The sequence below is a fragment of the Cnuibacter physcomitrellae genome, from assembly GCF_014640535.1.
In the GTDB taxonomy this organism is placed as follows: domain Bacteria; phylum Actinomycetota; class Actinomycetes; order Actinomycetales; family Microbacteriaceae; genus Cnuibacter; species Cnuibacter physcomitrellae.
Map to the genome: position 1 here is coordinate 340,835 of NZ_BMHD01000001.1, position 24,549 is coordinate 365,383.

Annotated in this window: 23 protein-coding genes and 1 pseudogene; 16 read left to right on the forward strand and 8 right to left on the reverse strand. The window is 71.5% G+C overall.

Going from position 1 to position 24,549, the window contains the following annotated elements; genetic code table 11:
- Nucleotides 1–108: 108 nt before the first annotated feature.
- A complete protein-coding gene (locus tag IEX69_RS01665) occupies nt 109–1,197 on the reverse strand; it encodes a mandelate racemase/muconate lactonizing enzyme family protein (RefSeq protein ID WP_085019407.1) in 1,089 nt (362 codons plus the stop codon).
- A 43-nt stretch (nt 1,198–1,240) separates the two neighbouring features.
- On the reverse strand, nt 1,241–2,290 hold the full coding sequence (locus IEX69_RS01670) for a sugar ABC transporter substrate-binding protein (protein WP_085019408.1): 1,050 nt from the start codon (nt 2,288–2,290) through the stop codon (nt 1,241–1,243).
- A gap of 147 nt (nt 2,291–2,437) precedes the next feature.
- Between IEX69_RS01670 and IEX69_RS01675 the strand changes: the two genes are divergently transcribed.
- Entirely contained in the window at nt 2,438–3,109 is a 672-nt protein-coding gene (locus IEX69_RS01675; protein ID WP_085019409.1) for a GntR family transcriptional regulator, read from the forward strand.
- Nucleotides 3,110–3,159: 50 nt separating this feature from the next.
- On the opposite strand, the pseudogene IEX69_RS01680 reads toward IEX69_RS01675, so the two are convergent.
- Nucleotides 3,160–3,489 (reverse strand): annotated as a pseudogene (locus IEX69_RS01680) (alpha/beta fold hydrolase); the annotation flags it as partial.
- A gap of 36 nt (nt 3,490–3,525) precedes the next feature.
- Here IEX69_RS01680 and IEX69_RS01685 point away from each other — a divergent pair.
- The 3 genes from IEX69_RS01685 to IEX69_RS01695 all read left to right on the forward strand — a co-directional run bounded on the left by IEX69_RS01685 (nt 3,526) and on the right by IEX69_RS01695 (nt 6,465).
- Nucleotides 3,526–3,945: a hypothetical protein gene (locus IEX69_RS01685; RefSeq protein ID WP_157127157.1), complete on the forward strand. Its 420-nt coding sequence runs from the start codon at nt 3,526–3,528 to the stop codon at nt 3,943–3,945.
- A 76-nt stretch (nt 3,946–4,021) separates the two neighbouring features.
- On the forward strand, nt 4,022–5,803 hold the full coding sequence (locus IEX69_RS01690; protein WP_085019412.1) for a sensor histidine kinase: 1,782 nt from the start codon (nt 4,022–4,024) through the stop codon (nt 5,801–5,803).
- Nucleotides 5,791–6,465 (forward strand): response regulator transcription factor, encoded by a 675-nt coding sequence (locus IEX69_RS01695; RefSeq protein ID WP_085019413.1) that lies wholly within the window; start codon nt 5,791–5,793, stop codon nt 6,463–6,465. The genes IEX69_RS01690 and IEX69_RS01695 overlap by 13 nt, the downstream gene beginning before the upstream one ends.
- On the opposite strand, the gene IEX69_RS01700 is transcribed toward IEX69_RS01695, so the two are convergent.
- Nucleotides 6,459–7,703 carry a serine hydrolase domain-containing protein gene (locus tag IEX69_RS01700; RefSeq protein WP_085019414.1) on the reverse strand — a complete coding sequence of 415 codons (1,245 nt, stop codon included), beginning with the start codon at nt 7,701–7,703 and terminating at the stop codon, nt 6,459–6,461. The two genes, IEX69_RS01695 and IEX69_RS01700, sit on opposite strands and share 7 nt — an antisense overlap.
- Before the next feature lie 11 nt (nt 7,704–7,714).
- Complete coding sequence (locus tag IEX69_RS01705) at nt 7,715–8,917, reverse strand: serine hydrolase domain-containing protein (RefSeq protein ID WP_085019415.1); 1,203 nt, start codon at nt 8,915–8,917, stop codon at nt 7,715–7,717.
- 202 nt (nt 8,918–9,119) lie between these two features.
- On the opposite strand from IEX69_RS01705, the gene IEX69_RS01710 reads away from it, so the two are divergent.
- Nucleotides 9,120–9,530 carry an arsenate reductase ArsC gene (locus IEX69_RS01710; RefSeq protein ID WP_085019416.1) on the forward strand — a complete coding sequence of 137 codons (411 nt, stop codon included), beginning with the start codon at nt 9,120–9,122 and terminating at the stop codon, nt 9,528–9,530.
- Here the strand turns inward: IEX69_RS01710 and IEX69_RS01715 are convergent.
- Nucleotides 9,527–12,091 (reverse strand): helix-turn-helix transcriptional regulator, encoded by a 2,565-nt coding sequence (locus IEX69_RS01715; RefSeq protein ID WP_085019417.1) that lies wholly within the window; start codon nt 12,089–12,091, stop codon nt 9,527–9,529. The two genes, IEX69_RS01710 and IEX69_RS01715, sit on opposite strands and share 4 nt — an antisense overlap.
- Before the next feature lie 203 nt (nt 12,092–12,294).
- On the opposite strand from IEX69_RS01715, the gene IEX69_RS01720 reads away from it, so the two are divergent.
- The 10 genes from IEX69_RS01720 (at nt 12,295) to IEX69_RS01765 (ending at nt 23,060) form a co-directional block, all read left to right on the forward strand.
- Complete coding sequence (locus IEX69_RS01720) at nt 12,295–13,302, forward strand: intradiol ring-cleavage dioxygenase (RefSeq protein WP_085019418.1); 1,008 nt, start codon at nt 12,295–12,297, stop codon at nt 13,300–13,302.
- Between the two features lie 170 nt (nt 13,303–13,472).
- Nucleotides 13,473–13,763 carry a twin-arginine translocase TatA/TatE family subunit gene (gene tatA / locus IEX69_RS21140; RefSeq protein WP_085019419.1) on the forward strand — a complete coding sequence of 97 codons (291 nt, stop codon included), beginning with the start codon at nt 13,473–13,475 and terminating at the stop codon, nt 13,761–13,763.
- On the forward strand, nt 13,760–14,548 hold the full coding sequence (tatC, locus tag IEX69_RS01730; RefSeq protein WP_174604432.1) for a twin-arginine translocase subunit TatC: 789 nt from the start codon (nt 13,760–13,762) through the stop codon (nt 14,546–14,548). The genes tatA and tatC overlap by 4 nt, the downstream gene beginning before the upstream one ends.
- A gap of 24 nt (nt 14,549–14,572) precedes the next feature.
- Nucleotides 14,573–14,962 (forward strand): twin-arginine translocase TatA/TatE family subunit, encoded by a 390-nt coding sequence (locus tag IEX69_RS01735; RefSeq protein WP_085019420.1) that lies wholly within the window; start codon nt 14,573–14,575, stop codon nt 14,960–14,962.
- A gap of 44 nt (nt 14,963–15,006) precedes the next feature.
- Nucleotides 15,007–15,585 carry a hypothetical protein gene (locus IEX69_RS01740; RefSeq protein ID WP_085019421.1) on the forward strand — a complete coding sequence of 193 codons (579 nt, stop codon included), beginning with the start codon at nt 15,007–15,009 and terminating at the stop codon, nt 15,583–15,585.
- Nucleotides 15,586–15,672: 87 nt separating this feature from the next.
- On the forward strand, nt 15,673–16,878 hold the full coding sequence (locus IEX69_RS01745; protein ID WP_217348685.1) for a sensor histidine kinase: 1,206 nt from the start codon (nt 15,673–15,675) through the stop codon (nt 16,876–16,878).
- Entirely contained in the window at nt 16,875–17,531 is a 657-nt protein-coding gene (locus IEX69_RS01750; protein ID WP_085019422.1) for a response regulator, read from the forward strand. Before IEX69_RS01745 ends, IEX69_RS01750 begins: the two co-directional genes overlap by 4 nt.
- A 92-nt stretch (nt 17,532–17,623) precedes the next feature.
- On the forward strand, nt 17,624–18,493 hold the full coding sequence (locus IEX69_RS01755; RefSeq protein WP_085019423.1) for a CPBP family intramembrane glutamic endopeptidase: 870 nt from the start codon (nt 17,624–17,626) through the stop codon (nt 18,491–18,493).
- Between the two features lie 163 nt (nt 18,494–18,656).
- Nucleotides 18,657–22,430, forward strand: coding sequence for a GH92 family glycosyl hydrolase (locus IEX69_RS01760; RefSeq protein WP_217348686.1), 3,774 nt, complete (start codon nt 18,657–18,659; stop codon nt 22,428–22,430).
- Between the two features lie 90 nt (nt 22,431–22,520).
- A complete protein-coding gene (locus IEX69_RS01765; RefSeq protein ID WP_085019424.1) occupies nt 22,521–23,060 on the forward strand; it encodes an MOSC domain-containing protein in 540 nt (179 codons plus the stop codon).
- A gap of 93 nt (nt 23,061–23,153) precedes the next feature.
- On the opposite strand, the gene IEX69_RS21040 is transcribed toward IEX69_RS01765, so the two are convergent.
- Both IEX69_RS21040 and IEX69_RS01770 read right to left on the reverse strand, forming a co-directional pair.
- A complete protein-coding gene (locus tag IEX69_RS21040) occupies nt 23,154–23,279 on the reverse strand; it encodes a hypothetical protein (RefSeq protein WP_268235372.1) in 126 nt (41 codons plus the stop codon).
- Nucleotides 23,276–23,581 (reverse strand): SDR family oxidoreductase, encoded by a 306-nt coding sequence (locus IEX69_RS01770; protein WP_085019425.1) that lies wholly within the window; start codon nt 23,579–23,581, stop codon nt 23,276–23,278. The genes IEX69_RS21040 and IEX69_RS01770 overlap by 4 nt, the downstream gene beginning before the upstream one ends.
- Nucleotides 23,582–23,951: 370 nt before the next feature.
- On the opposite strand from IEX69_RS01770, the gene IEX69_RS01775 reads away from it, so the two are divergent.
- Entirely contained in the window at nt 23,952–24,521 is a 570-nt protein-coding gene (locus IEX69_RS01775; RefSeq protein WP_157127158.1) for a hypothetical protein, read from the forward strand.
- Nucleotides 24,522–24,549 lie beyond the last annotated feature (28 nt).

Below are 24,549 nucleotides of genomic sequence, written 5' to 3' on the forward strand. Positions count from 1 at the left end.
GCGAGGGGCCGTGTCCAGCCGGTGTGCTGACGCCAGTGGCCGACGCCGTGACACGTCTGCCCGGGTTCATCGGATCACTCGGCGGACGCCCGGGATCACGTGATGCGCTCATGCGACCACGCGGGCATCGATCGCGTCCCGGTCCCACTCGATCCCGAGCCCGGGCCGCTGGGGCGCGAGGGCATGGCCGTCGACGATCTCCATCTCCGTGCGGGTGATCGCCCGGAGCTGAGGGATGTGCTCGACCCAGCGTCCGTTCGGCACGGCGGCCGCCAGGCTCACGTGCAGCTCCATGAGGAAGTGGGGGCACACCGAGACGTTGAAGGCCTCGGCCAGATGCGCCACCTTCAGCCAGGGCGTGATCCCGCCGATGCGGGCCACGTCGACCTGCACGATGCCGGCAGCGCCCCGCTGGAGGTACTCGCGGAACTGCGCGATCGAGTACATCGACTCTCCCACGGCGACCGGGATGGACGTGGACCGAGCGAGCGCGGCGTGCCCGGCGATGTCGTCGGCGGGGAGCGGCTCCTCGAACCAGGCGAGGTCGAGCGATTCGAAGGCGCGAGCACGCCGGACCGCCTCGGCGCCCGTCATCGACTGGTTCGCATCGACCATGACGTCCACCCGGTCCCCGACGGCGTCGCGGACGGCTCTGAGGCGTTCGACGTCGTCGGCGATGCGCGGGGAGCCCACCTTGATCTTGAGGCCTCCCCAGCCCTCGTCCACCGACCGGCGGGCGCCCGCGACGAGCTCGTCGACGGACAGGTGCAGCCATCCGCCCTCGGTGTCGTACAGCGGGACCTCGCGTCGGAACCCGCCCGCCGTCTTCCACAGGGGGGCGTCGGCGCGGAGGGCCTTGAGGTCCCACAGGGCCGTGTCGACGGCCGCGAGCGCGAGCGAGGTGATCGCCCCCGTGGTCGTCGCCCGGGTCGAGGCGAACAAGGTCATCCAGACGGACTCGATGCGTTCCGCATCCTGCCCGGGGAGCAGGGGGAGCAGGTGGTCGCGCAGCATGGAGAGCACCGCGCGACCACCGGTCCCGATGGTGTAGGAGTAGCCGGTGCCCACCAGCCCGTCGTCCGTGGTGATCTCGACGAAGATCGTCTCCTGCTTGACGAAGCTCTGGACGGCGTCGGTGCGGACGGTTTCGACCTCGAGGTCGACGAGCGAAGCGCGGGCGTGGGTGATGGTGGGCAAGGCGGTCTCCTGGGTTCGTGACGAGCGGGTGTTGGGGGACGTTCTACGAGCAGGTGAGGTACTCGTCGTCGAAGTCCTTGAGGAGCTGATCGCTCGCCGCCTTCCGCTCGTCGTCGTACGTGGCGACGTTGTCCTTGGTGACGATGAACGAGCCGGAGTCGACGACCACGCCGGGGTCGGACATGGTGCACTCCTTGCTGGCGAGCTTCGCCAAGGCGTAGCTGCCCACGTAGGCCTGACCGGTCGGGTTCTGGGCGACGGTGGCGTAGACCGTGCCGTCCTGGATCGCCTTGATGATCGTCTCGTCGTCGTCGATGGCGACGAGCTTGATGGGGAGTCCCGATTCGGCGACGGCGGTCGCCGCGGCCACCGCCGGGTTGTACGCCGTCGAGACGATGCCGGTGATCTGGCTGCCCTGCGAGGCGAGGAGGTCCGCGACTGCCTTCTGAGCCGTGGTCAGGTCGGTGTCGATGTCGGTGACGTCGGGCAGCAGCGTGACGGCGCCGTTCGTCTCGGCGACGGCCTTCTTCACCCCGGCGATGCGGCGCTGGGTGTTCGAGTCGACGTTGATGCCGGTGAGGTGGGCGAGAACGCCCTTCCCGCCCATGGCCTCGATGGTCGCCTTCGCCGCCTTGTAGGCCGCCTCCTCCGTGTCGGTGGAGAGGCAGAAGTCGGCGTCGTTCGTGTCGCCGGCCGGGCACGAGCCCAGCGCCGCGGTGGCGATGCCGTTCTGCTTGAGGTTCTGGAAGGTGGAGTTGATGTCCGTGGGGCTCACCCCGAACACGCCGAAGCCCGTGTAGCCGTTGGCGACGAGGGAGTTGATGACGTCGTTCTGCTTCGTCTGGTCCCAGCCGGCGGTCTCGTTGAAGGTGACGTCCCCCAGGCCGAAGGTGCTCTTCGCCTCCTCGCCGGCGGCGATCCAGGGCTGGAAGTACGGGTGCGGTCCACCGGGGACGAGGGCCACCTTCACGGTGTCCATGCTCGCGGCCTGTCCGCCGCCGGAGGTGTCGCTCTGCGGCGTGCATCCGCTGAGCAGGAGTGCCGCGGTGGCGACCGTGGCCATCGCGAAGGGGAGGAAGGTGCTGCGTCTCATCGTTGAGCCTCTCTGAGCCAGGAGTCGTGGCGCCGGGAATCGTGACGCCCGGAATGGTGGCGGGTCAGGATCCTATTGGATTTCCCTATAGGATTTTCCACATCGTGCACGATAGATTGGGTCGTGTCAATCGGCGCAGGGAGGCGAATGCTCGAAGGCAGCTTCATCGGGGCCCTGCAGCCGGCCCTCGACGGCCCGCGCCCCACGGAGGCCCATCAGCGACTGCGCGCGCTCATCATGGCGGGGGTCATCCCGCCCGGGCAGCGCATCAACATCGAGGACGCCGCCCGTCAGCTCGGTGTCTCACCCACGCCCGTCCGCGAGGCCCTGGCGGGCCTCGAATCCGAGGGGCTCGTCGTGAAGGTGCCGCTCAGGGGGTACCGCACCACCGAGCTGCTGACGCGGGACGAGCTCGTCGAGCTCTACGAGCTGCGGAACGTCCTCGAACCCCACGCCGCCGCCGCGGCGGCGCGCAGACGGGACCCCGGCTCGGTGCAGGCGCTGGGGGAGGAGCTGGCCACCATGGCCACACGTCCCGCGCCGCTTCCCGCGATCGAGCTGTCCGCCCACGACGAGCGGCTCCACACGCTGATCTTCGAGGGGGCCGGCAACGGCTTGATCACCCGGACCTACGGGCGGACCCACTGCCACCTGCACATCTTCCGCCTCTCGTACTCCGGGACGTACGGGCACCACACCGTCGACGAGCACGCGGTCGTCGTCGAGGCGATCGAGGCCGGTGACGCGCTCGCCGCCGAGGCAGCGATGCGCGACCACCTCGACCGGTCCCTCGCCCGCGTGCTCGACGTCTTCGCCTGAGCGCCCACGCGGGCGAGTGTCGGATCCGCGGGGCCCGCGACGCTCGGGGCTCAGATCTCGGCGAGGAACGTGTCGATGGACGACCAGGTGGCGTCGGGGTTCTCGAGGTGCGGCAGGTGCCCCGCAGCCGGGATCAGGACGAACCGGGCGCCCGGGATGGCGTCGGCGACCGCTCGCCCGTAGTCGGGGGTGACGACGCGATCGCTCTCGCCGTAGAGGACGAGAGCCGGCACGTCCACCGCCCCCAGACGGGCGAGAAGCGTCGGGTCGCTCATGGCCCTTCCCGCCAGCGTCGCCATGGCCCGCCCGTTGGACTGCTGGATGGCTCTGGCCGGCCGTCTCCGGGGTCTCGTCGCCGGAGGGCCGCGGGACCTAGGTCCGTCTCCCGGGCCCCGCGGGCCTGGACGCTGGTGACCATGATCTCGTCCCGCCCTCTCCGGATCGTTCTGATCGCGCTGCTGGTCTTCGGAACGGCCTCCGCCCTCCTCGGCGCCGTGATGGGAGTGCTGTTCGACGGGGCGGGGGTCCCGGTGGAGTACCTCACGGGGAGTCTGTTCACCAGCTACCTGGTGCCCGGGCTGATCCTCGGTGTCGTCGTCGGCGGCTCGCAGGCCATCGCGGCGCTGGCGCTGATCCGGCGGGCGCGATCGGCGCTGATGGCGTCGGCCGTCGCCGGGTTCGGGATGCTGATCTGGATCTTCGCCGAGCTGGCGATCATCGGCGAGTACTCCTGGTTGCAGACCCTCTACTTCTCTCTCGGCGCGCTGCAGGTGATCGCGGTGCTGGCGCTGCTGGGCATCGCCCCGCGGATCGTCCGCGCCGACGGGGCGGGCTGACGCCGAGGCGGTGGACCCAGGTCCCTTGAGCGTCGTGACGCGTGCACCCTAGGCTCGGGCTGAGGTGAGCGGGCGGATGGCACGGACGGCGCAGGCGAGCACAGGCGGGCGCCCTCCGACGAGCCCGGACCGTCCGCCCGGGTCGGCGAGCCCCGAGGCCCGCCGGACCGGCGGGCTGGGGCCGGCCCTCCTCCTCCTCGCCGTGTTCGCGCTCGCGTTCGGCGCCCTGCAGCTCGCCGCCGGGACGCTGGCTCCGGTGCCGTACTGGGTGCCGCTCGCCTTCACTCTCGTGTACTCGATCTGGGCTGCGGCCGGCATCATCGCCTGGTGGCGGCGTCCGCTGAGCGGGACGGGCGGGCTCCTGCTCGTGGGCGCGCTGGCCGTCTTCCTGGGCGGCGCCGGCAACCTCGGCCTCCCCGGGCTCGTCGAGCTGAGCACGGTCTTCGCCACCGCGATCCTGGGCGTGACCGTCCACCTGCTCCACGCCTTCCCAAGCGGCAGGCTGCACGGCGCGCTCTCCGTGACGACGGTCGCAGTCGGCTACGGCGTCACGTTCCTGCTGCAGATGCCGCTCTACCTCCTCCCACCAGACGCATCCGGGCTGCGGATCGCCGCCCAGTGGGTGCAGAGCATCACCGGCCTCGCGGTGATGGTGGTGACCGCCGTGGTGCTCGCGCGGCGGCTGCGCTCGGCCGACCCGAGGAACCTGCGGGTGCTCCTCCCGCTCTACGCCTACGGCATCCTCGCCGTGCTGCTCATCCCGCTCTCCGCGAACCTCCTCGGTCTCCTGGGCGGCGACTCGAGCGCGGTGGGCGTCGTGCAGCTCGTCGTCCTGGCGGGTGTGCCCGTCGCCTTCCTCGCGGGCGTGCTGCTCGGGGGCTACGCCCAGACGGCCGACGTGGATGTGCTGAGCGCCTGGCTCGGCACGGCCACTCCCACGAGGACCTCGGTCGGGTCGGTGCTCTCCCGGTCGCTCGGCGACGACTCGCTGCGGGTCGCGTACTGGTCGGAGGAGCGGGAGCTCTTCATCGACGAGGACGGTGAGCCCACGGACGTCCGCGACCAGCTCCCTCCCCGCCTGTGGGAGGAGGTCCGGGTGGAGTCGAGGCTCGTCGGCGCCATCAGCTACGACGGGCGGATGATCGGCGACCGCGAGTCGGTGCGCCGCGCCGGCCGCGTGCTCGGCATCGCCCTCGACCGGGAGCGGCTCACCGCGGCGCTGCTCGCGAGCAACGAGGCGCTGCTGCGCTCGCGGCTCCGTCTCGTCGAGACCGCCGACCGGGAGCGCGGACGCATCGCCCGCGACCTCCACGACGGTCTCCAGGTGCAGCTGGTGCTGCTCGCCCTCGAGGCCCAGCAGATCGCGAACGCCGACGATGCCCACCCGTCCACGACCGAGGCCGCCACGGCGCTCCGCCATCGCATCGACGAGGCGGCCGCTCAGCTGCGTCGACTCGTCCACGCGGTGCTCCCGTCGGCGCTGGTCGAGCGCGGGCTCACGGCCGCCACCGAGGACCTCGTCGACCGGCTCGACATCCCCGCGACCCTGACGAGCGACGTCGACGACCGCGCCCTCGAACCCGCCCTCGCGCAGTCGGCCTACCTCATCGTCGCCGAGGCGCTCACCAACGCCGTGAAGCACTCGCGGGCGCGATCGGTCGCGGTGGAGCTTCGACGGGAGGACACCGCCCTCGGGGTCCGTGTCGTCGACGATGGAGCGGGCGGGGCGTCGCTCGAGAACGGCACGGGGCTGAAGGGCCTCGCGGATCGCGTCGACGCCCTCGGCGGATCCTTCGTCGTCACGTCTCCGGTGGGCGGGGGCACCGAGGTGAGAGTGGAGCTGCCGTGCGGGTCGTGATCGGCGAGGACGAGGTGCTGCTGCGCGAGGGGCTCGTGCACCTGCTCGAGAAGGACGGGATCGAGGTGGTGGCTGCCGTCGGCACGGCGGTCGAGCTCGAGACGGAGGTCGACCGCCTGAGCCCCGATCTGGTGGTCACCGACATCCGCATGCCGCCCTCGCACACCGACGAGGGTCTGCTCGCCGCCCTCCGCATCCGACAGGCCCACCCGGCCGTCGCGGTGGTGGTGCTCTCCCAGTACGTGCAGCGCCGCTATGCCACCGAGCTGCTCGAGCAGCGAGACGGCGGGGTGGGCTATCTGCTGAAGCAGCGCATCGCCGACGTACGCACCTTCACCGCCGACCTCCGGCGGGTGCAGCAGGGCGGCACCGCGCTCGACCCGGACGTCGTCGCCGTGCTCGTCTCGCGCGCGAGCAAGGCGGGAGAGGCGCTGAGCGGTCTCACCCCGCGTCAGCTCGAGGTGCTCGGACTGATGGCCGAGGGACGCAGCAACGCGCACATCGCCGCCCGGCTCGGCACCTCGGAGAAGGCGGTGGTGCAGCACACCTCCCGCATCTACGACGCCTTCGGGCTGCCCGTCGCCGCCGACGACCACAGGCGGGTGCTCGCGGTCATCCGCTACCTGGCGGCCGCGGGCAACGGCGGCGCGCCCCCTCAGTAGAGGCTCATGATGAGCGCCTTCGCGATCTCCGCCGCCGGACCCTGGCCGTTCGCCGCGGGCGCGAGGTTCGCCCACACGACGAGGGTGGCGTCGTCGGTCGGGTCGTAGCCCATGAAGGAGTTGTAGCCCGGGAGCTCGCCGCTGTGCCCGTAGAAGGCGCCGAACCTCGCGATGTTCCAGCCGTAGGCGGCGGAGGACGGGTCGTCGGGATCGGTCGGCACGGCGCTGTCGAGGCGCTCCTGCTGCAGCTCGGGGCTGAGCAGGGTCCCTCCCTTGCCGCCGAGCGCCTCCACCCAGTCGGCGAGATCACCGGCCGTCGAGATGCCCGCGCCTGCGGACCAGGCCCAGGACGGGTTGTCGAGAGTGCCGTCGGTGGGGGAGAAGGAGCCGTCCTCCGCGCCGGCCAGCAGGTCGGGAGGGAGCTTCGAGGAGCCGAGCGTCCCCACGTTGGTCCACCAGTAGTACCCGTCGGAGTAGGGCGCCGGCAGGCTGCTGTCGTCGAGCGCGGGGAACGAGGTCTCGGTGAGGCCGAGGGGGGTGAACAGCCTGTCCTGGTAGATCTGGGCGAGCGGCTTGCCGTCGAGCTGCTCGGCGATGAGGCCGAGCAGCACCGTGTTGGTGTTCGAGTAGTGGTAGCCCTCTCCCGGCGCGAAGTCGGGCGGCAGCGCGAGACCCATGGCGAGCAGCTCCTCGGGCTGCCAGACCCGCTGAGGATCGGCGTCGAGTCCCGCGTTGAGCTCGTACGTCTCGGTGTAGTTCGCGAGCCCGCTGCGCATCATGAGCAGCTGCTCGATGGTGATGTCGTCGCCGTTCGGGACGTCCGGGCGGTAGGTGGACACCGGGTCGTCGAGCGCGATCCTCCCCTCCTGGACGAGCTGCAGGATGACCGTGCCCGTCCAGGTCTTCGTGTTCGAGCCGATGCGGATGTGGTCGTCGACCGACACCGGCGTCGAGCCTCCCGGGCTGGTCACCCCATAGGTCGCGGTGATCTCGCCCGCGGGGGAGCGCAGCAGCATCACCGCACCCGGCTGACCGTACTCCGCCGCCTTCTGCTCGAAGAGCGCGGTCAGCGCCGCCTCGTCGATCGGCCCCATGGTGGGCGATTCCGCCGCGTCGGAGGGGACGTCCGAGGAGGTGGATGTGGGTGCCGGCGCGGGCTGGCCGGTGCAGGCGGAGAGGCCCACCATGGCCAGCAGCAACCCGCCTGTCGCGATGGTCGTGATCGTCCGTGACCGCATCCGTCTTCTCCTCACGAGGTGGCGGCGTCCGTGAGCACCGCGGCCAGTGCCCGGAAGGCCGCGTCGGCGGGATGGACCCCAGGGATGTTCGATTCGTTCATGTAGACGACGATGCTCGCGCCGGTCTCGGGGTCGTAGAAGGTGGCCGCTGTGAACCCGACGCCCTCGCCGTTGTGGCCCCACCAGCCGTTCGTCTCTCCGATGCCCACGGCGTACAGGTCGTAGGGCGGTCGGGGGATCTCGTGGCCGACCTCGCGGAGCTCCTGGGTCTCGGGCTTCACCAGGGCGCCCGAGCCGAGGGTGTCGGCCCACACCCGCCCGTCGTCGAGGGTGGAGAACAGCGACCCCGCCGGGCCGAGGATCGACGGGTTCTCCTGCTGCGGCTGGAGCGTCCCGTCGGCCTGGACGTAACCGGTCGGATGGGGGCCCGTCCAGTCGTCGACGTCGGTGATGTACCGGGTCCCGGTCTGGCCGAGCGGGTCCAGGATCCGCTCCCGCAGGGCGTCTGCGTAGGGCTGCCCGGTGACCTTCTCGATCACCGCGCCGAGCAGGTTCGTGTTGGCGTTCGTGTACAGGTAGTCGGTACCCGGCTCGAACTGGGCGGGCTGCCCGACGACGAAGGCGTTGAGCTCGTCGAGCGTGTACACCTTGCCGGGGTCCTTCTGGAAGTCGTCGAGGAAGGCCTCGCCAACGTAGTCGGCATTGCCGCTCGACATGTTCGCCAGCTCGAGCAGGGTGATGCGGTCGCCGTCCGTGATGCCGTCGACGTACTGGTCGATCGTGTCGTCGAGCGAGAGCCTCCCCTCGTCGGCGAGTCGGAGGATGAGGGAGACGGTGTACGACTTCGTGACGCTCCGGATGGGCCAGCTCATGTCCGTGGTCACCGGCACGTTCCCGGCCACGTCGGCCACGCCGATCGCCGTCGTCCACGAGCCCTTCCCGGGGATCCACACCCCGGCTGCCGCCCCCGGGACGTCGTACTCGGCCATGACCCCCTCCACGGCGCTCTGCAGCCGCGTCTGCAGCTCGGTCGGCAGCTCGCCCTCGGGGGCCGCCGGTCGCGTCAGCGCGGGGGCGGCCGAGGGTGGCGCCGACGGGCTCGAGCCGCCCTCGCCGCCGGCGCTCGTGCACCCGGCGAGGAGGACGGTCGACGCCGCCGCGAGGACGAGGAGGAGCCGCGAACGTCGTGGGATCTGCGGTGGACGGTGCGGCATCGTTCCTCATTCCCCACGTGCCGCGGGTGCGGCCGGAGACGGGCACGGTGGAGCACGCCTCGGTCACCAGGCTGACCGAGGCGCCCATCCCCGGGCAATAGACCTGGGTCCCCATCGTCGGGTCGGGGAGTTCACGCGCGGAGCGGATCGTTCACCGCGACCCTCTACGATCGTCTCCGTCCGCCCCACCCGGAAAGCGACCATGACCACTACCGAACGACCCGCCGTGCTCTTCGTCTGCGTCCACAACGCCGGACGCTCCCAGATGGCCGCGGGCTACCTCACAGCCCTTGCCGGCGATCGAGTCGACGTGTTCTCCGCCGGAAGCGAGCCCGGCGATGAGGTCAACCCGACCGCCGTCGCCGTCATGGCGGAGGAGGGCATCGACATCGCAGGCGCCACGCCCCGCATCCTCACCACCGACGCCGTGCGACAGGCCGACGTGGTGATCACGATGGGATGCGGCGACGCCTGCCCGATCTTCCCGGGCAAGAGGTACGAGGACTGGGAGCTCACCGACCCCGCCGGCCAGCCCGTCGAGGTCGTCCGCGCCGTCCGCGACGACATCCGCGCGCGTGTCGAGGAGCTCATCTCGGAGATCGCGCCCCGCTAGGGTCGCCCGGTCGCCGGAGGTTCCCGTCGTGCGGGGGTGGCGATCCGCGGCGATGCGTCGTGCAGCGGGCCGGGCGCCGGTCTCGCGCTGTCACCGATGGCCCGGCGCAGGTCGGCACGCTGGCGGATCCCGGTCTTCCGGAAGACCCGGAGGAGGTGCGTCTCGACGGTCCTGACCGAGATGACGAGGTGGTCCGCGATCTCGCGGTTGGACAGGCCCAGGACGGCCAGCTCGGCGATCTCGAGCTCGCGGTCCGAGAGCTCGCGGGTCGCGTCGTGGCGGGTGCCGAACCATTCGCTGCCGCAGAGAGCCGTCTGCTCCGCTCCGAGCCTGCTCGCCGCGGCCGCCGCTCGCGCGTCTCCAGCTGCCGTGTGCAGCTCGGCGGCGGTCGCGTACGACTGGGCGGCGTGCCCGCGCATCCCGAGCCGGACGGCGGTGTCGGCGATGGCCTCGAACTCGGCGACGAGGCCCTCCGTCGCTCCGGTCTCACGGCGCGCGAGGGCCCGTGCCTGCCGCACCAGGAGGGCGATGCACTCGCCCTCGACGAGGCCGGCGAGCTCGTCGACCTGATCGATGACCCGTGCGGCCGCGCCCGCGCGCGCGGCCCCGCTGAGGGCGATCATCTGGAACAGCGGATAGCCGTATCCCGCGTGGACGGCGGCGGCGTCGATGAACGACCGGGCCGCGGCCTCGGGCTCACCGGCGCTGAGCTGCATCCAGCCCTTCGCGTCGTCCAGCCAGCCGGCCACGAGAGGGCCGCCTCCTGCCTCGAGCACGGGCGCGAGGACGTCGGTCGCGGCGGCGTGGTGGCCGGCGAGGGCCAGCGCCTTGGCGAGTGACACGTGCGCGAGCAGGGCGGGTTCGGCGAATCCCTGCTGCTCGAGCGCTGCCAGGGCGCTGCGCAGCACGGGGATGGCCTCGGAGACCCGACCGGAGTGCTGAAGCCCCAGGCCGGTGCACCAGCGACAGAGCGCCTCCTGGTCCGACCGTCCGAGACTGGCGGCCTCATCGCCCAGGAATTCCAGCTCGAGGAGGGTGCGGTCGAAGGACTGGTCCCACATCCGCGTGTAGATCCGGCCCCAGCGCACTCGGAAGGTGTCGGCGCCCGCGTCGCGCAGCATCCCCTCGGCCTCGACGAGCAGATCGACCGCGGCGCCGGTGCGTCCCTTCATCGCCATCACGGCGGCGTCGAACCCCATCCGCTCACCACGCAGGACGATCGCCTCATCGGCCCACACGCCCGCACCGATCGGCGGATCCGGCCGGGACAGCGCGGCCAGCTCGGCGTCGTCGGCCGGAGCGCCCTCGACGCCGTCCCGCTCCTGTGCGGCGAGGGACGGGACGTTCCACTGGGACGTGGGATCGTCCCGCCGTGCTCGGAGCAGCCGGACCAGCTCGCGAAGGGTGCGGTCGTGTCGGGGGAGCAGCCGCGACGGATCGAGCTCCTCGAGCCGCTTCAGGGCGACGGCGGACCGTCCCGACTGGGACTCCGCGACCGCCAGGACGAACGTGGCCTCGACGGGCGCCCCTTTCATGAGCGCCGCCGTGGCCAGATGCTCGGCGAGGCGCGTGCGAGAGGCACGCAACGCGGTCTCCGCTGCTCGGGCGAGGGTGGTCCCGTCGAGCTCCCACCCGAGAGGCAGGGCGAGCCGCGCGAGGCAGACGAGCTCGGCGTCCGTCGCGTCGCCGGGCGACCGCGTCGTCAGGTCGGCGACGATGGCATTGCTCAGCCGCCGACGTCGAAGGCGCGCCATGCTGCGGACCAGCATCAGCTCGCTGACGGGATCATGGACCCGGGAGACCGCGCCGTCCGGGTGATCCACGATGTCGAGGAGGCCCCGTTCTGCGAGCATCTCGATCGTCGGGCGCGGGTCGATGCCGAGGATCTGCTCGAGCACGATCCGTGTGCGGTCCGTCCCGAGCTCAGGCGCCAGGGCCACCACGTCGATGACCGTCTCGACCGGATCGACGGGGTCCTCGAAGCCCATCCGGGAGAAGATGAGTCGGCGGAGGCTCTCGATCGGGGGGATGGGCGCTTCGAGCCTCCACTGTCCGTCACGGTCGACGAGGGATCCCACGGCCTGCAGGTCGTGCAGGGCCTCTCGGAGCACGACGAGATCACCCCCGTCCCGAGCCGGTATCAACGCCGGCACGATCTGGGGATCGAGCGGCCCGCCGAGGAAGCGGTGGCTCAGCCTCAGCATCGCCTCCCGTCCCCACGGAGCGAGACGGACGCGAGCGAGTCCGTTCTCGTCGACGAGGCGGCGGAGCCACCCGTCGAGCGGGGTGCTCGTCGACTCGATGACGACGGGGACGACCAGTCCCCGGGCCACGGCCTCGGCCGCGCGACGGCGGCCGGCGGCGTCCGTGGATCGATCCTGATCGTGGACCCGGATCCGACGACGCACCGGCTCGGCCAGGCCCGCGACTACCGTGCGCACGAGGTGGGACCGACCGGATCCGGGCGGGCCGGAGACCACGATCCCGCGGCCCGACTCGAGGGCCTCCCGGACCACTCGAACCGACTCGTCGCGATCGACGTCGAGCTCGATGTCACTCATCGTTCCGCCTGACCACCCGCACCCTCGTCAGCTCATGGGATCCACGCCAGGATACGGACTCCTCAGCCGGGGGTGGAGGACGCGGGTGTCATAGGGGATGCACAGGGCTTCATGGACTGCCCATGGACGAGTCCTAGCCGGCGCTGGGATCCGCCGGAGACAGTCGATGTCGTCACCCCACGAAATCCGACGAAAGGTCTCCCATGAAGCGCATCCCCGACCCGGAGCCGACACCCGACGGCCCCGCCTACGAGGGTCGCCTGCTCGACCACGCAGACGAGCCGGTGGTCGATCAAGGCGCCGCCTTCGACATCCGCACCCTCATCAGCCGGCGCGGCGTGCTGAGCCTCGTCGGTCTCGGGGTCGGCGCGGTGGCCCTCGCAGCGTGCACCTCCACGACCACCGGCGGATCCTCGAGCGGCAGCGGCGGATCGGCCGGGGGCACCTCGACGGGGACGGCGACTCCGTCCACGGGAGGCGGCTCGTCAACGCTCCCGGCCGGTGAGATCCCCGACGAGACGGCCGGGCCCTACCCGGGCGACGGATCGAACGGCCCCGACGTCCTGGAGCAGTCCGGCATCGTCCGCAGCGACATCCGATCCAGTCTCGACGGCGGCGCCACCGCGACAGGAGTGCCGATGACCCTCACGCTCACCCTCACCGACATGGCGAACGGCGACGCGCCCTTCGAGGGGGTCGCGGTCTACGTCTGGCACTGCGACGCCCAGGGCCGCTACTCGATGTACTCGGAGGAGATCGAGGGCGAGACCTACCTGCGCGGCGTGCAGGTGGCGGATGCGAACGGCCAGGTCTCCTTCACCTCCGTCTTCCCGGCGTGCTACTCGGGACGGTGGCCGCACATCCACTTCGAGGTGTACCCCGACGTCGGCTCGATCACCGACTCCACCAAGGCGATCGCCACCTCGCAGGTGGCCCTGCCGCAGAGCACTTGCGAGGACGTCTACGCCCTGTCGGAGTACTCCGGCTCGTCGTCGAACCTCGCGCAGGTGAGCCTCGACAGCGACAACGTCTTCGGCGACGACGGTGGCGCGCTCGAGCTCGCCACCGTCTCGGGCGACACCGGCGCCGGCTACCTCGTGTCGCTCGCGGTCCGCGTCGACACCGCCACCACCCCCACCGCAGGCGCCGCCCCCTCCGGGGGACCCGGCGGTGGCGGCACCGGTCCGGGCGGCACGCCGCCCCAGCGCTGATCCAGCCGCTGCCACCTCACTCCGCCCCACCCCCACCTCACTCCGCCCCACCCCCACCTCACTCCGCCCCACCTCACCTCACCTCACCTCACCTCACCTCACCTCACCTCACCTCACCTCACCTCGGGTCCGCTGCCGGATGGGCTGCGAACCCGCCTCGAAAGGACATCATGGGCTTCTTCCAGAACCTCACGGGATGGCACGCGCTCATCCTCCTCGCCGTCGTGCTGCTGCTCTTCGGCGCCGCCAAGCTACCCGCCCTCGCCCGGAGCGCCGGCCAGTCCATGCGGATCTTCCGCTCCGAGATCAAGGATCCCGATGCCTCGGGGAAGCACCCGGGCGAGGCGTCCGAGGCCGAGACCGAGACCGGGGTGGTCGCCACTTCGCCGTCGGCATCCGCCCCCGCCACCCGGCAGGGGCGTGACGCGGCGGCGCTGGGCGGCGGGAGCGCATCCGCATGACCGCCGCCCCCGCGCCGGCGGAGGCCGGGGCGCCGCCGAGCGCTCCCGCCGGTCGGCGGATGCCGCTCGGATCACACCTCCGCGAGGCGCGGCGGCGCCTCCTGGTCGCGGCGATCTCGATCGCGGCCGGAGTGGTCGCGGGCTGGTTCCTCGCGGATCCGGTGCTCGACGTGCTGCGGGCTCCCATCACCGCGCTGGCCGGGACGCGCTCGGCGAGTCTCAACTACGACAGCGTGAGCGGCGCGTTCGAGCTGAGGATGCGCGTCGCGCTCCTCACGGGCGTCGTGCTCGCGGCTCCGGTCTGGCTGCACCAGGTCTTCGCGTTCGTGATGCCCGGGCTCACCCGCCGCGAGCGCCGCTACACGCTCGGGTTCACCCTCGCCGCGCTGCCGTTGTTCCTCGCCGGATGCGCCACGGGCCTCAGCATCTTCCCGCACATGGTCGAGCTGCTGGCCGGCTTCGTCCCGAGCGAGGACACGAGCATCCTGCAGGCGTCCGACTACGTCGACTTCGTGCTGAAGCTCGTCGTCGCGGCGGGGGTGGCCTACGTCCTCCCCGCACTCGTGGTGCTGCTGAACCTCGCCGGCGTCCTCCCGGCGGTCCGCATCCGGGCCGGATGGCGCTGGATCCTGCTCGCGATCGTGCTGTTCAGCGCGATCGCCACGCCGTCCGCCGACGTCGTGTCGATGCTGCTGCTCGCGGCACCGATGACCCTGCTGTTCGCGGCCGCAGCGGTCGTCGCCCACCTGCACGACCGGGCGATCGTGCGCCGCCTCGCCCGCTGACCGCCCTCCCCGAAAGGACACGCCGTGTTCGGACTCAGCCTCGAGAAGCTCGTCGTGCTCGCCCTCATCGCCGCCCTCGTCCTCGGCCCGCACCGTCTGCCGCACTATGCGCACCGCCTCGGCGAGCTCGTACGGTCGCTGCGCGACCTCCTCGACGTCGCCCGGGACAGCGCTCGGGCCGAGATCGGCGGCGAGCTCTCCCTCGACGAGTGGCGTCGACTCGACCCGCGCAGGTACCATCCCCGCTCCCTCGTGCGCGAGGCCCTCGCCGACGACACCGCCCCGGCCGGAGGCACCCCCGCGGACCCGCATACGTCGCGCGAGAGTGCCACGCCCCCAGACGCGATCGCGCCGTCCGTGCCGCGCCGCCCGCGCTACGACAGCGCGGGCAGGGCCCTCCGCACGCCGCTCTGAGCGGGGATGTCTCGCGGCGTAGGCTCGACCTCCGGGGGTGGAGGATGACCGACAGTGCTCCGCTGGACATCCCGGAGATCGTGGGACGGCTCCGCCGGTTCGGTGTGGTGGTCGAGCCGGGGCTGTCTGCGAACGAGCTCAGTGCGTCGGAACGACGGTATGGCGTCACGTTCAACCCTGAACATCGGTGGTTCCTCTCGCAGATCTCACCTCGGGGGCGCGGGTGGTGGGACTGGAGATCCGACACACCGGCCCTGCGGCAGGCCATCTCCCGTCCCGTCGACGACATCCTGAGATCGGTGAACGACGGGGTCTTCTGGTCACCCGAGTGGGGAGTCCGTCCCGAGACCACCGCGGAGCGCAACGAGGTGGCCAGGTCCGAGAGCGCGGGCTGGGCCCGGCTCGTCCCGCTCGTGGGACGCCGCTACGTTCCGGAACACATCGGCGGCGAGCACTCGCCCGTCTTCTCGATCGTCGACGACGACATGATCCTCTACGGACGATCGCTGCGCGAGTTCTTCGACAACGAGTACGGCGGCATCGCGCTACCCGCGGTCGCACGCGACGATGACGCGGCATCCCCGCTCTACGCCCCCTGGTCGAGGTGGGTGTTCAGTCCGTGATGCAGGGCTCGGCCGGCCGGAAGGCTCTCCGGGCCCGGCTGCGCGCCGATAGGAGGGGCGACTGACGCACTCACCCTGCAGGGTGACGTGATTGCGGCGGACGGCTGGCACGATGGGGGAGTGGTCGGTCGCTGGGACGCGTGGCGGAGGGTCGCCGTCGTCTCCCAGCCCGTCCTGGTCGTGGCGAGTGCGCTCGTGGTCGTCGCGATGGTGCAAGCGGGATCGCCGGTCGCGATGATCGGCGTCGTCGTGGTCATGGCGGTGGCGCTCCACGTCGCGCTGTACGTCGCGGCTCGGCGGGTGGTGCTGGCGTTCGTCATCGCCTCCGTCGCGATGGTGGGCCTCGCGATCGTGCCGATGCCCGGCTGGTCGACCGGGGTCCTGCTTCCTTCCGCAGGGTGCTTCCTGCTCGTCGGCTGGCGGCTGGTCACCACGGCCGCGCCGCCGTGGCCGGTCCTCACCCTCGTGGTCGGGATCGCCGGTGTCGTCCTGGCGGAGTGCTGTGCGGTCGCGCGCCTCACCGACGCCCGCGTCGACGGCGTGCAGCTGCTCGAAGCGCTGACGCTCCTGACGATCGTCGCCGGCGTCTGGGCGGCCGCGCGTCGCAGCCGGGCTCGAGCCGACGCGATCGAGGCGGACGAGCGGGCTCGTGTCGACGCAGCGAGGCGGGCGGAGCGGGCGAACATCCGGCGGGATCTCCACGATGTCATCGGGCATTCGCTCGCTCTGATGGTCGCTCAGGCCGAGGCCGCCCGCATCGGAGCCCGCGACGAGGCCACTCGGGAGTCGATCGGGCAGATCGCGGAGACGGGGCGCGGGGCTCTCGCGGGGCTCCGCGCGATGCTGCCGATGCTCGACGCGACCTCGCTCGGCACCTCGACCGTCCCCTCTCTCGAGACGCTCCCCTCCCTGGTCGACGCGGCATCGACGCCGATGCACGCGGTGACGTTCGTCGAGGCCGGCACGCGCGGCGCGGTCGCGGCCGACGCCGAGCTGGCGCTCGTGCGTGTCGCGCAGGAGGGGATCACGAACGCGCTCCGGCATCTCCTCGCTCCGGTGACCGTGGCCGTCCGACTCACGTGGTCAGCCGGTGCAGCGACGCTCGAGGTGCACGACGACGGGGGAGTCGGGCACCAGCCGAGCGTCGGCGCGGGCTCGGGCTTGATCGCCCTCGCCGAACGAGTGGCCGCCGCAGGCGGCACGTTCGACGTCGAGCGCGACGCCGCCGGCTGGCGTCTGCGCGCCACGGTGCCCGCGCGGACCAGCTCGGCGGTGACGGCGGACTCGTCATGACACCGGTGCGAGTCCTGATCGTCGACGATCAGGCCCTCCTGCGCACCTCGCTGGCGACGGTGCTCGGCGCCGACCCCCGGATCGACGTCGTCGGCGAGGCGGGGGACGGGTTCGAGGCGCTGGAGATCCTCCGCTCGCACCGTGTCGACGTCGCCCTCATGGACATCAGGATGCCCGGGCTCGACGGCATCCAGGCGACACGACGGATCGCGCGACTGTGGCCCTCCACCCGGGTCCTCATCCTCACCACCTTCGACGCGGACGACCTCGTGATGGGCGCGCTCCGCGCCGGCGCGAGCGGGTTCCTCACGAAGGACGCCCGGCCCGAGGCGCTCGTCGGGGCCCTCTGCGACGTGGCGAACGGGACGTCGGTCCTGGCTCCGCAGGTCGTCAGCGCAGTCATCGAACACGCACGTCGACGGCCGACGCCCGACCTGGACGTGCTCGCGTCGCTGTCTCCGCGTGAGGTCCAGGTGCTCGACCTCCTCGCCGCCGGATGCTCCAACGCCGAGATCGGCGAGCGACTGCACCTCGCCTACGACACCGTGAAGACGCACGTGCGGGCCGTGCTGACGAAGCTCGGGCTGCGCGACCGCGTGCACGCCGTGATCTTCGCCTACGAGCACGGCCTCGTCCCTCACCCTCGGGGGTGACCCAGAACCCCTCGGGCGGGCGATGCCTGCCGCGATCACGCGCGAAAGACTTCAGTCGCGGCGACGCGCGCCGTTCAGCCCGAGGAGCCACCGTGAACGACCCAGTCCGCACCGCCGAAGCATCGGCGGCCGTCACGAGCGACCGTCTCGGTCTCGTCGATCGCCGCGCGTTCGCCTGGTTCCTGGGTGTGCTGGCTGCCCTCACCACGGCGGTGCTGGCGCCGCTGTGGCTGACCGGAGCCGACGCCGACACGTTCAACGCCGTGGTGCCCGCACTCTCCTGGGCCCCCGCGCTCTCCGCCCTCGCCGCTCACCTGCTCGCCCGTCGCCGCGCATCCTTCATCAGGTGGGCCGCGATCCGCCCCTTCGCGTCTCGGCGCATCCTGGGCACGTGGGCCCTCATGCTCGGGGTCTTCCTCGTCATCCCGGCCGCGTCGACCGGCCTCGGCGTGGCCACCGGCGTCGTCGCCTGGCAACCCTCGGCCGACGCGTGGAGCTTGGTTCCGCTCATCCTGCCCTTCGCGCTCCTCGGCCTGCTCACCGTCACGGGCGAGGAGATCGGTTGGCGCGGGGCGCTGCAGTCGACCCTCGCGCCGTGGGGAGCGTTCCGCGCGAGCGCGGTCATCGCGCTGCTCTGGATGGTGTGGCACCTCCCGCTCACCCTCGGGTACGCCTCGAGCGGCGACCTCGCACTCCGCGAGGTCGGCGCGACGAGCATCGATCTGCTCATCATCGGCTTCGTGCTCTCCGCAGCGCGGATCATGTCCTCGTCGATGTGGCCGGCCGCGTGGGCCCACGCTCTCATGAACTCGACGCTGGTCTTCGCGGAGTCCGCCCTCACCACCCCGACACGGGAGCTCGCCGACGGGCCGTTCTGGGCGATGCAGGCCATCACCTGGGCGGTCGCTGCCCTGGCCGCGCTGGCCACGATGCTCATCGCGACGAGGGCGACGCGCAGCTGACGCTCCCCGCCCGGCGGTCGGGCGGGGGACCGGCGAACCCTTCACGCGGCTCGCGGCCCGCAGGGCGGCGGAATGATGATTGCGTTTTCGCCGGTCATCTGACAACGTTGTCATGAACCCGCTGGCAGGACTGCCGACGGGACACCGATCTGGAGATGCCTCGATGATGAGATCCCGCACGCTGATCGGCGCGCTCGCCGCCGCCGTGCTCGGCGGTGCAGCAGCACTCGTGCCGATGACGAGCGCCGTGGCCGCGGAGCCAGCCCTGGTGGACGACCCGGTGCAGTACGTCGACACGCTCAACGGCACGGGCACCGGAGGGGAGTCGGTGGGGTCGATCAACAACTTTCCCGGGGCCACCGTGCCGTTCGGGATGGTGCAGTACTCGCCCGATACGACCAGCACCTATGCCGGCTACCACCACGACAACGACCGCTCGACCGGGTTCAGCATGACCCACGCCTCCGTCGGCTGCAGTGCGTTCGGCGACATCCCGATGCTGCCGACGACCACGCCGATCGGCTCCGACCCGTGGAGCGCGTCGGAGCGCATCGCGCACGACGACACCGAGGTCGGCACCGCCGGCTACTACACCGTCCGGTTCCCCGATACCGGAGTCTCGGCTGAGCTGACGTCCACGACCCGCACGGGCATCGGCGACTTCGACTACCCCGACGACGGCCGCCCGGCCCTGCTCCACATCCGCTCGGCCGGCTCTCTCGCCGGCAACTCGGACGCGAGCATCGCCATCGCCGAGGACGGCACGGTCACCGGGTCGGCCACCACCGGCAACTTCTGCGGCAAGGGCAACACCTACACGGTGTACTTCGCGATGCGGTTCTCGCAGCCGGTCCAGGCGTTCGGCACGTGGGAGGGGCAGACGGTCACGCCCGGAGCCCGTGCCGCAGACGGCAACCGCAGCGGCGGCTGGGTCGAGTTCGCGTCCGGCAGCGACGTCGAGGTGCAGACGGCGCTCTCCTACGTCAGCGTCGACGGCGCGATCGCCAACCTCGATGCCGAGACCAGCGGGTTCGACGCCGCACGCGCCGCGGCGACCACGCAGTGGAAGGACGCGCTCTCGCGGATCGCGGTCGCGGGAACGGATGCCGGTGACCTCGAGACGTTCTACACCTCGCTCTACCGCTCGCTCCTGCATCCGAACACCTTCGACGACGCCGACGGACGCTACATCGGCTTCGACGGCGCGATCCACTCGGTCGAGCCGGGCCACTCGCAGTACGCGAACTTCTCCGACTGGGACACCTACCGCTCGCTCGCACCTCTGCAGGGGATGCTCTTCCCGGCCCAGGCGAGCGATATGGCGCAGTCGCTCGTGAACGATGCCGTGCAGAGCGGGTCGTACCCGCGCTGGGGCCTCGCCAACTCGGCGACCGGGCAGATGACGGGCGACAGCGTCGTGCCGCTCATCGCCAACCTCCACGCCTTCGGTGCCGACGACTTCGACCTCGACACCGCCCTGCAGTACATGGTGAAGAGCGCGACCGAGGGCGGCGCGGGTCTGAACGGGTACGTGGAACGGCCGGGCATCGCGTCCTACCTCGAGCGCGGATACGCGCCCCAGACGCAGGAGTTCCGTGGCGACCATCGTGTCGTCGGCGCCTCGATCACGCTCGAGTGGTCGATCGACGACTTCGCGATCTCGCAGTTCGCGGCCGCGCTGGACGACGACGCCACGGCCGATGCGTTCGCCGACCGGGCGCAGTACTGGCAGAACCTCTTCAACCCCACCACCGGATACATCTCGCCGCGCAGCGCCGCGGGCGCGTTCCCCGACGGCCCCGGCTTCGTCGAACCCACCTCGGGCTTCGGGCAGGACGGCTTCGACGAGGGCAACGCCGCCCAGTACCTCTGGCTCGTGCCGCAGGACGTGTCCGGCCTCGTCACCGCCCTCGGCGGCCGCGACGCAGCAGCCGCGCGGCTCGACGACTTCGTCACGAAGCTCAACGTCGGCCCGAACGAGCCCTACCTGTGGGCGGGCAACGAGCCGGACTTCGGGGTTCCCTGGCTCTACGACTACCTCGGCCAGCCGTGGAAGACGCAGCAGCTCGTCGACCGCATCCGCACCGAGCTGTTCGCCCCGACGCCCAACGGCGAACCGGGCAACGACGACCTCGGCGCCCAGTCGAGCTGGTACGTCTGGGCGGCCCTCGGCCTCTACCCGGCCACACCGGGCACGACCGTGCTCGCGGTCAACACCCCCGCGTTCGATCAGGCCAGGATCAGCCTCGGCGACGGCGCGACGATCGACATCTCCGCTCCCGGAGCGTCCGGCCCCGACTGCGCCCGCTACATCGCGGGCCTCTCCGTCGACGGCGCGCCCACCGGCACCTCGCTGCCGGCCTCGATCGTCACCACCGGCGGCTCGGTCGACTTCACGCTCTCCGGCACCCCCGACACGACCTGGGGCACCGAGGTCTCGGCCGCCCCGCCGTCGTGGAGCGACCGCGGGACCCCGGTGACCGCCAACGCCTCCCCGTCGAACCTCGCCGTCGCACCGGGTGCCTCCGGCGCACTCGACGTGGACGTGCAGGCCATGCGCGGCGGAGTGACCGACTTCACCGCATCCGGAACCTCGGTTCAGCCGGGGATCACCGTCGGCACCGCCGCCGGGTCGGTCGACGCCACCGGCTCGGGTCACGCGGCGATCTCCGTGAACGTCGACTCCTCGGTGCCGGACGGCTTCTACCCGGTCGACGTCACCGTCTCAGCGGCGGGCGTGGAGAGGGTGTCGACGGTGATCGTCGACACCTCGCGTCCGGGTGGTCTGGCGTCGTACTACGACGTCGTCGGGACTGCTCCGGAGGCGGACGCCGCCGTGGCCGACTTCGACGGAGCCGGCAACAGCTACTCCCGTGAGCAGCTCGCGCTGCACGGCGTGACGCCGGGCGCGTCGATCCCGGTGGGATCCACGGCGTTCACCTGGCCGTCATCGCCCGTCGGGCTTCCGGATGCGGTCATCCCGGCTGGGCAGGAGATCACCGTCCCGTACTCGCCCACGCAGCTGAGCTTCATCGGCGCCTCGCGCGACGGCGGCTCCGAGGGGGATGCGACCGTCACGCTGGACGACGGATCGGTCGAGGTCGTGCACGTCGGCCTCGGGGACTGGGTGCTCCCGTCGTCCGACGGCAGCCCGGTCTACGGCGATTCGGTGGTCGCGAAGATGGCCGAGCGCAACGCGAACTCCAGCGTGCACGGCGCCTACGTCTTCGCCAGCCCGATCTGGACGGTGCCCACGGGCCGGACCATCGTGTCCGTCACCCTGCCGCAGCAGGAGCGCATGCGACTGTTCGCGCTGGCGACCGACGGAGTGGCTCCGACCCCGGAGCCCACCTCGGTGGTGCTCTCGTCGCGCACGGTCGACCCGACCGTGGGATCGGAGCTGTCCCTGTCGGCATCGGTGACGCCGGCTCAGGCGGCGGGGACGGTCGAGTTCTTCGACGGAGACGAGCGGATGGGGGCCGTCGTGATCGGTGCAGTGGCGCCGGCGTCGCTGGTCGCGGATCCGACGTCGCGCGTCGCGGCGGCGGCCGGCGCGGCTGAGCTCGTCGTCGTGCCGGAGGCGGAGGGCTCGCACGTGTACACGGCTCGCTTCACGCCGACGGATCCGGATGCGTTCGATGCGTCGGTGTCGGAGCCGCTCGTGGTGGTCGTCGCGCCGGCTGACCCGGGGACGCCGGGTGAGCCGGGGACGCCGGGGACGCCGGGGACGCCGGGGACGCCGGGGAACCCTGGGACGCCCGGGGGGCCTGGCGCGGGTGGGCCTGGCGCGGGCTCGGGGTCCAGCACCTCGGGGCAGGCCGGCCTCGCCGCCACCGGCACGGATGGCGCGCCGCTCCTGGCCCTGGGCGGGTTCGCCGCCCTGCTGGCTGCGGCGGGCGCGGCCGTGCTCGTCGCGACCCGCCGGCGCCGCGCCTGACGGTGCGGTCGTCATGACGGCGGATCGCGCGGCGCCGGTAGGGGAGAGGAAGGGGCGGCCGGGCCGCCGGCGTCGTGGAACGATGGAAGCATGTCGGCCCTGATCGTCGCGGTCCACCGCAGCGCCTCGCATGGTTTCAGCAAGACGACGCGCGGTTCGGTCACGCTTCTCGAGGGGCTGGGCGTCGAAGGCGATGCCCACTGTGGGGTGACGGTCCAGCATCGGTCGCGGGTCGCCGCCGATCCGTCGCAACCCAATCTGCGGCAGGTGCACCTCATCCACGAAGAGCTCTTCGACGCACTCCGTGAGAGCGGGTACTCGGTGGCGCCCGGGGACCTCGGGGAGAACATCACGACACGCGGCATCGATCTGCTCTCGCTTCCGGTGGGCGCACGACTGACCCTCGGCACCGCGGTGGTGACGATCACAGGACTGCGGAACCCCTGCCAGCAGATCAACGAGTTCCAGCCCGGCCTGCTCAAGCACGTGGTGCGCTCGGAGGGAGACGGGCGCGTCGTCCGCCTCGCCGGCGTCATGGGGATCGTCTCTCGTGGCGGGCGGGCAGCCGCCGGAGACCCCATCGACGTGCAGCTGCCCCCGGAACCGCATCTCCCGCTGACCCGCGTCTGAGCGTGCTAGGAGGCTGCGTGCGTGATGCCGCAGTCGAGACCTCGTGACTGCGGTGCATCACGGCAGAGGGCGCTGCTCTTGGCACGACGTCAGTCACCCCCGCAGTGTTCCTGTCTGGGGCTTCGGGGCGGTGCGGCGGGGTGGGATGGCGATGCCCAGTCCCAGCAGCGCGGCGACGGCGAGCACGATGACCTGGGCGGTGCCGTCGGCCGGGGTCACGTGGTCGAGGCCACGATCGACAGCAGCACGTGGTGGCCGACACCCGTGGTCTGCTCGGCCGCCAGCATCCGTTCCGTGGTGCCCCGGAAGAACGCCGTCGCGGCCGCGGCATCCATCTCGGCCGTGTTGAGCACGTCCACGACCACATCCGCTCCGGACATCGCCTCGCCGAGGCCCTCGCCCGTCACCGCATCGACACCGTTCTGCCGCGAGCCGATCCGCAGGGTGTGCCCGAGTTCCCGCAGTCTCGCGCCGAGGCGGCGTCCGACATGTCCGTTGCCGCCGACGATGAGGATCTCCATGACTGTCCCTTCCCTGGCCGATTCGTGCCGGTCACAGGGATGACGATGCAGGTTCGCCGGGTGTGAGGTCAGTGCGCGGGGAGCCAGGCGGTGAGCTTCTGCGGATCGACCTGCAGCCGCACGTCGGTGACGCGGCCGCCGTGCACGTTGACGTTCACCACGGCGCGCACCTCGCCGCCGTCCAAGGCGGTGAAGGCGACGCCGTCGCCCGTACGATGCTGCTCGAGCGCGAAGGCGGGGCTCTTGCGCGTCGAGGGCCTGCCGGACGCCGCCGCTCCGAACTCTCATCGCAGAGATGCCGCCGAGCCGCGCACGCGCTTTCCGCTAGGGTGATCCCGTAGATCCGCGTCGAACCCCGGGGGAAGAGTCGATGAAGCACGTCGTGAGGGCAGCCTGCGTCTTGGGGACGGCAGGTGTCCTCGTTCTTGCGCTGGGAGGATGCGCCAGCGGTGGTGCGGAGGACCCGATGGCTGCTGAGGCGACATCCCTTGCGGACCCGACAGGGACGACGGCGCCCGTCGAGGAGGAGGTCGTCGCCGAGGAGACCGAAGCGGAGACCGACGCTGACACGGTCTGCGGGTACTACTTCCCGGCTCAGATGAAGATCGCCGCGCTGCAGCCCGAGAGCATCGAAGACACGTCGTCGGTGGCGACGGTGGGCGGGGTTGCGCTTCCTGCTCCCGACTGCGCGATGCGCATCACCCTCGGCAACGGCGCCACGCAGATCAATCTCGGATGGGACTCCATCGAACATGCAGCGATCGGCGGCCCGTTCCTGTCGGCCGGTTACACGGACGGCTACGCCGGGTATGAGAAGACCGCCGATGAGGCCAGCTACAACATCGAAGGAGACGGGGTCGTCGTCGCCAGCATCGACGCGGGCCTTTCGATCGACCCGAACGTCCGTCCTGGAAGCGTCATCCTCTCCTACGTTCCCTGATGCTCCGGCGAGGGACCACAGGAGTGCG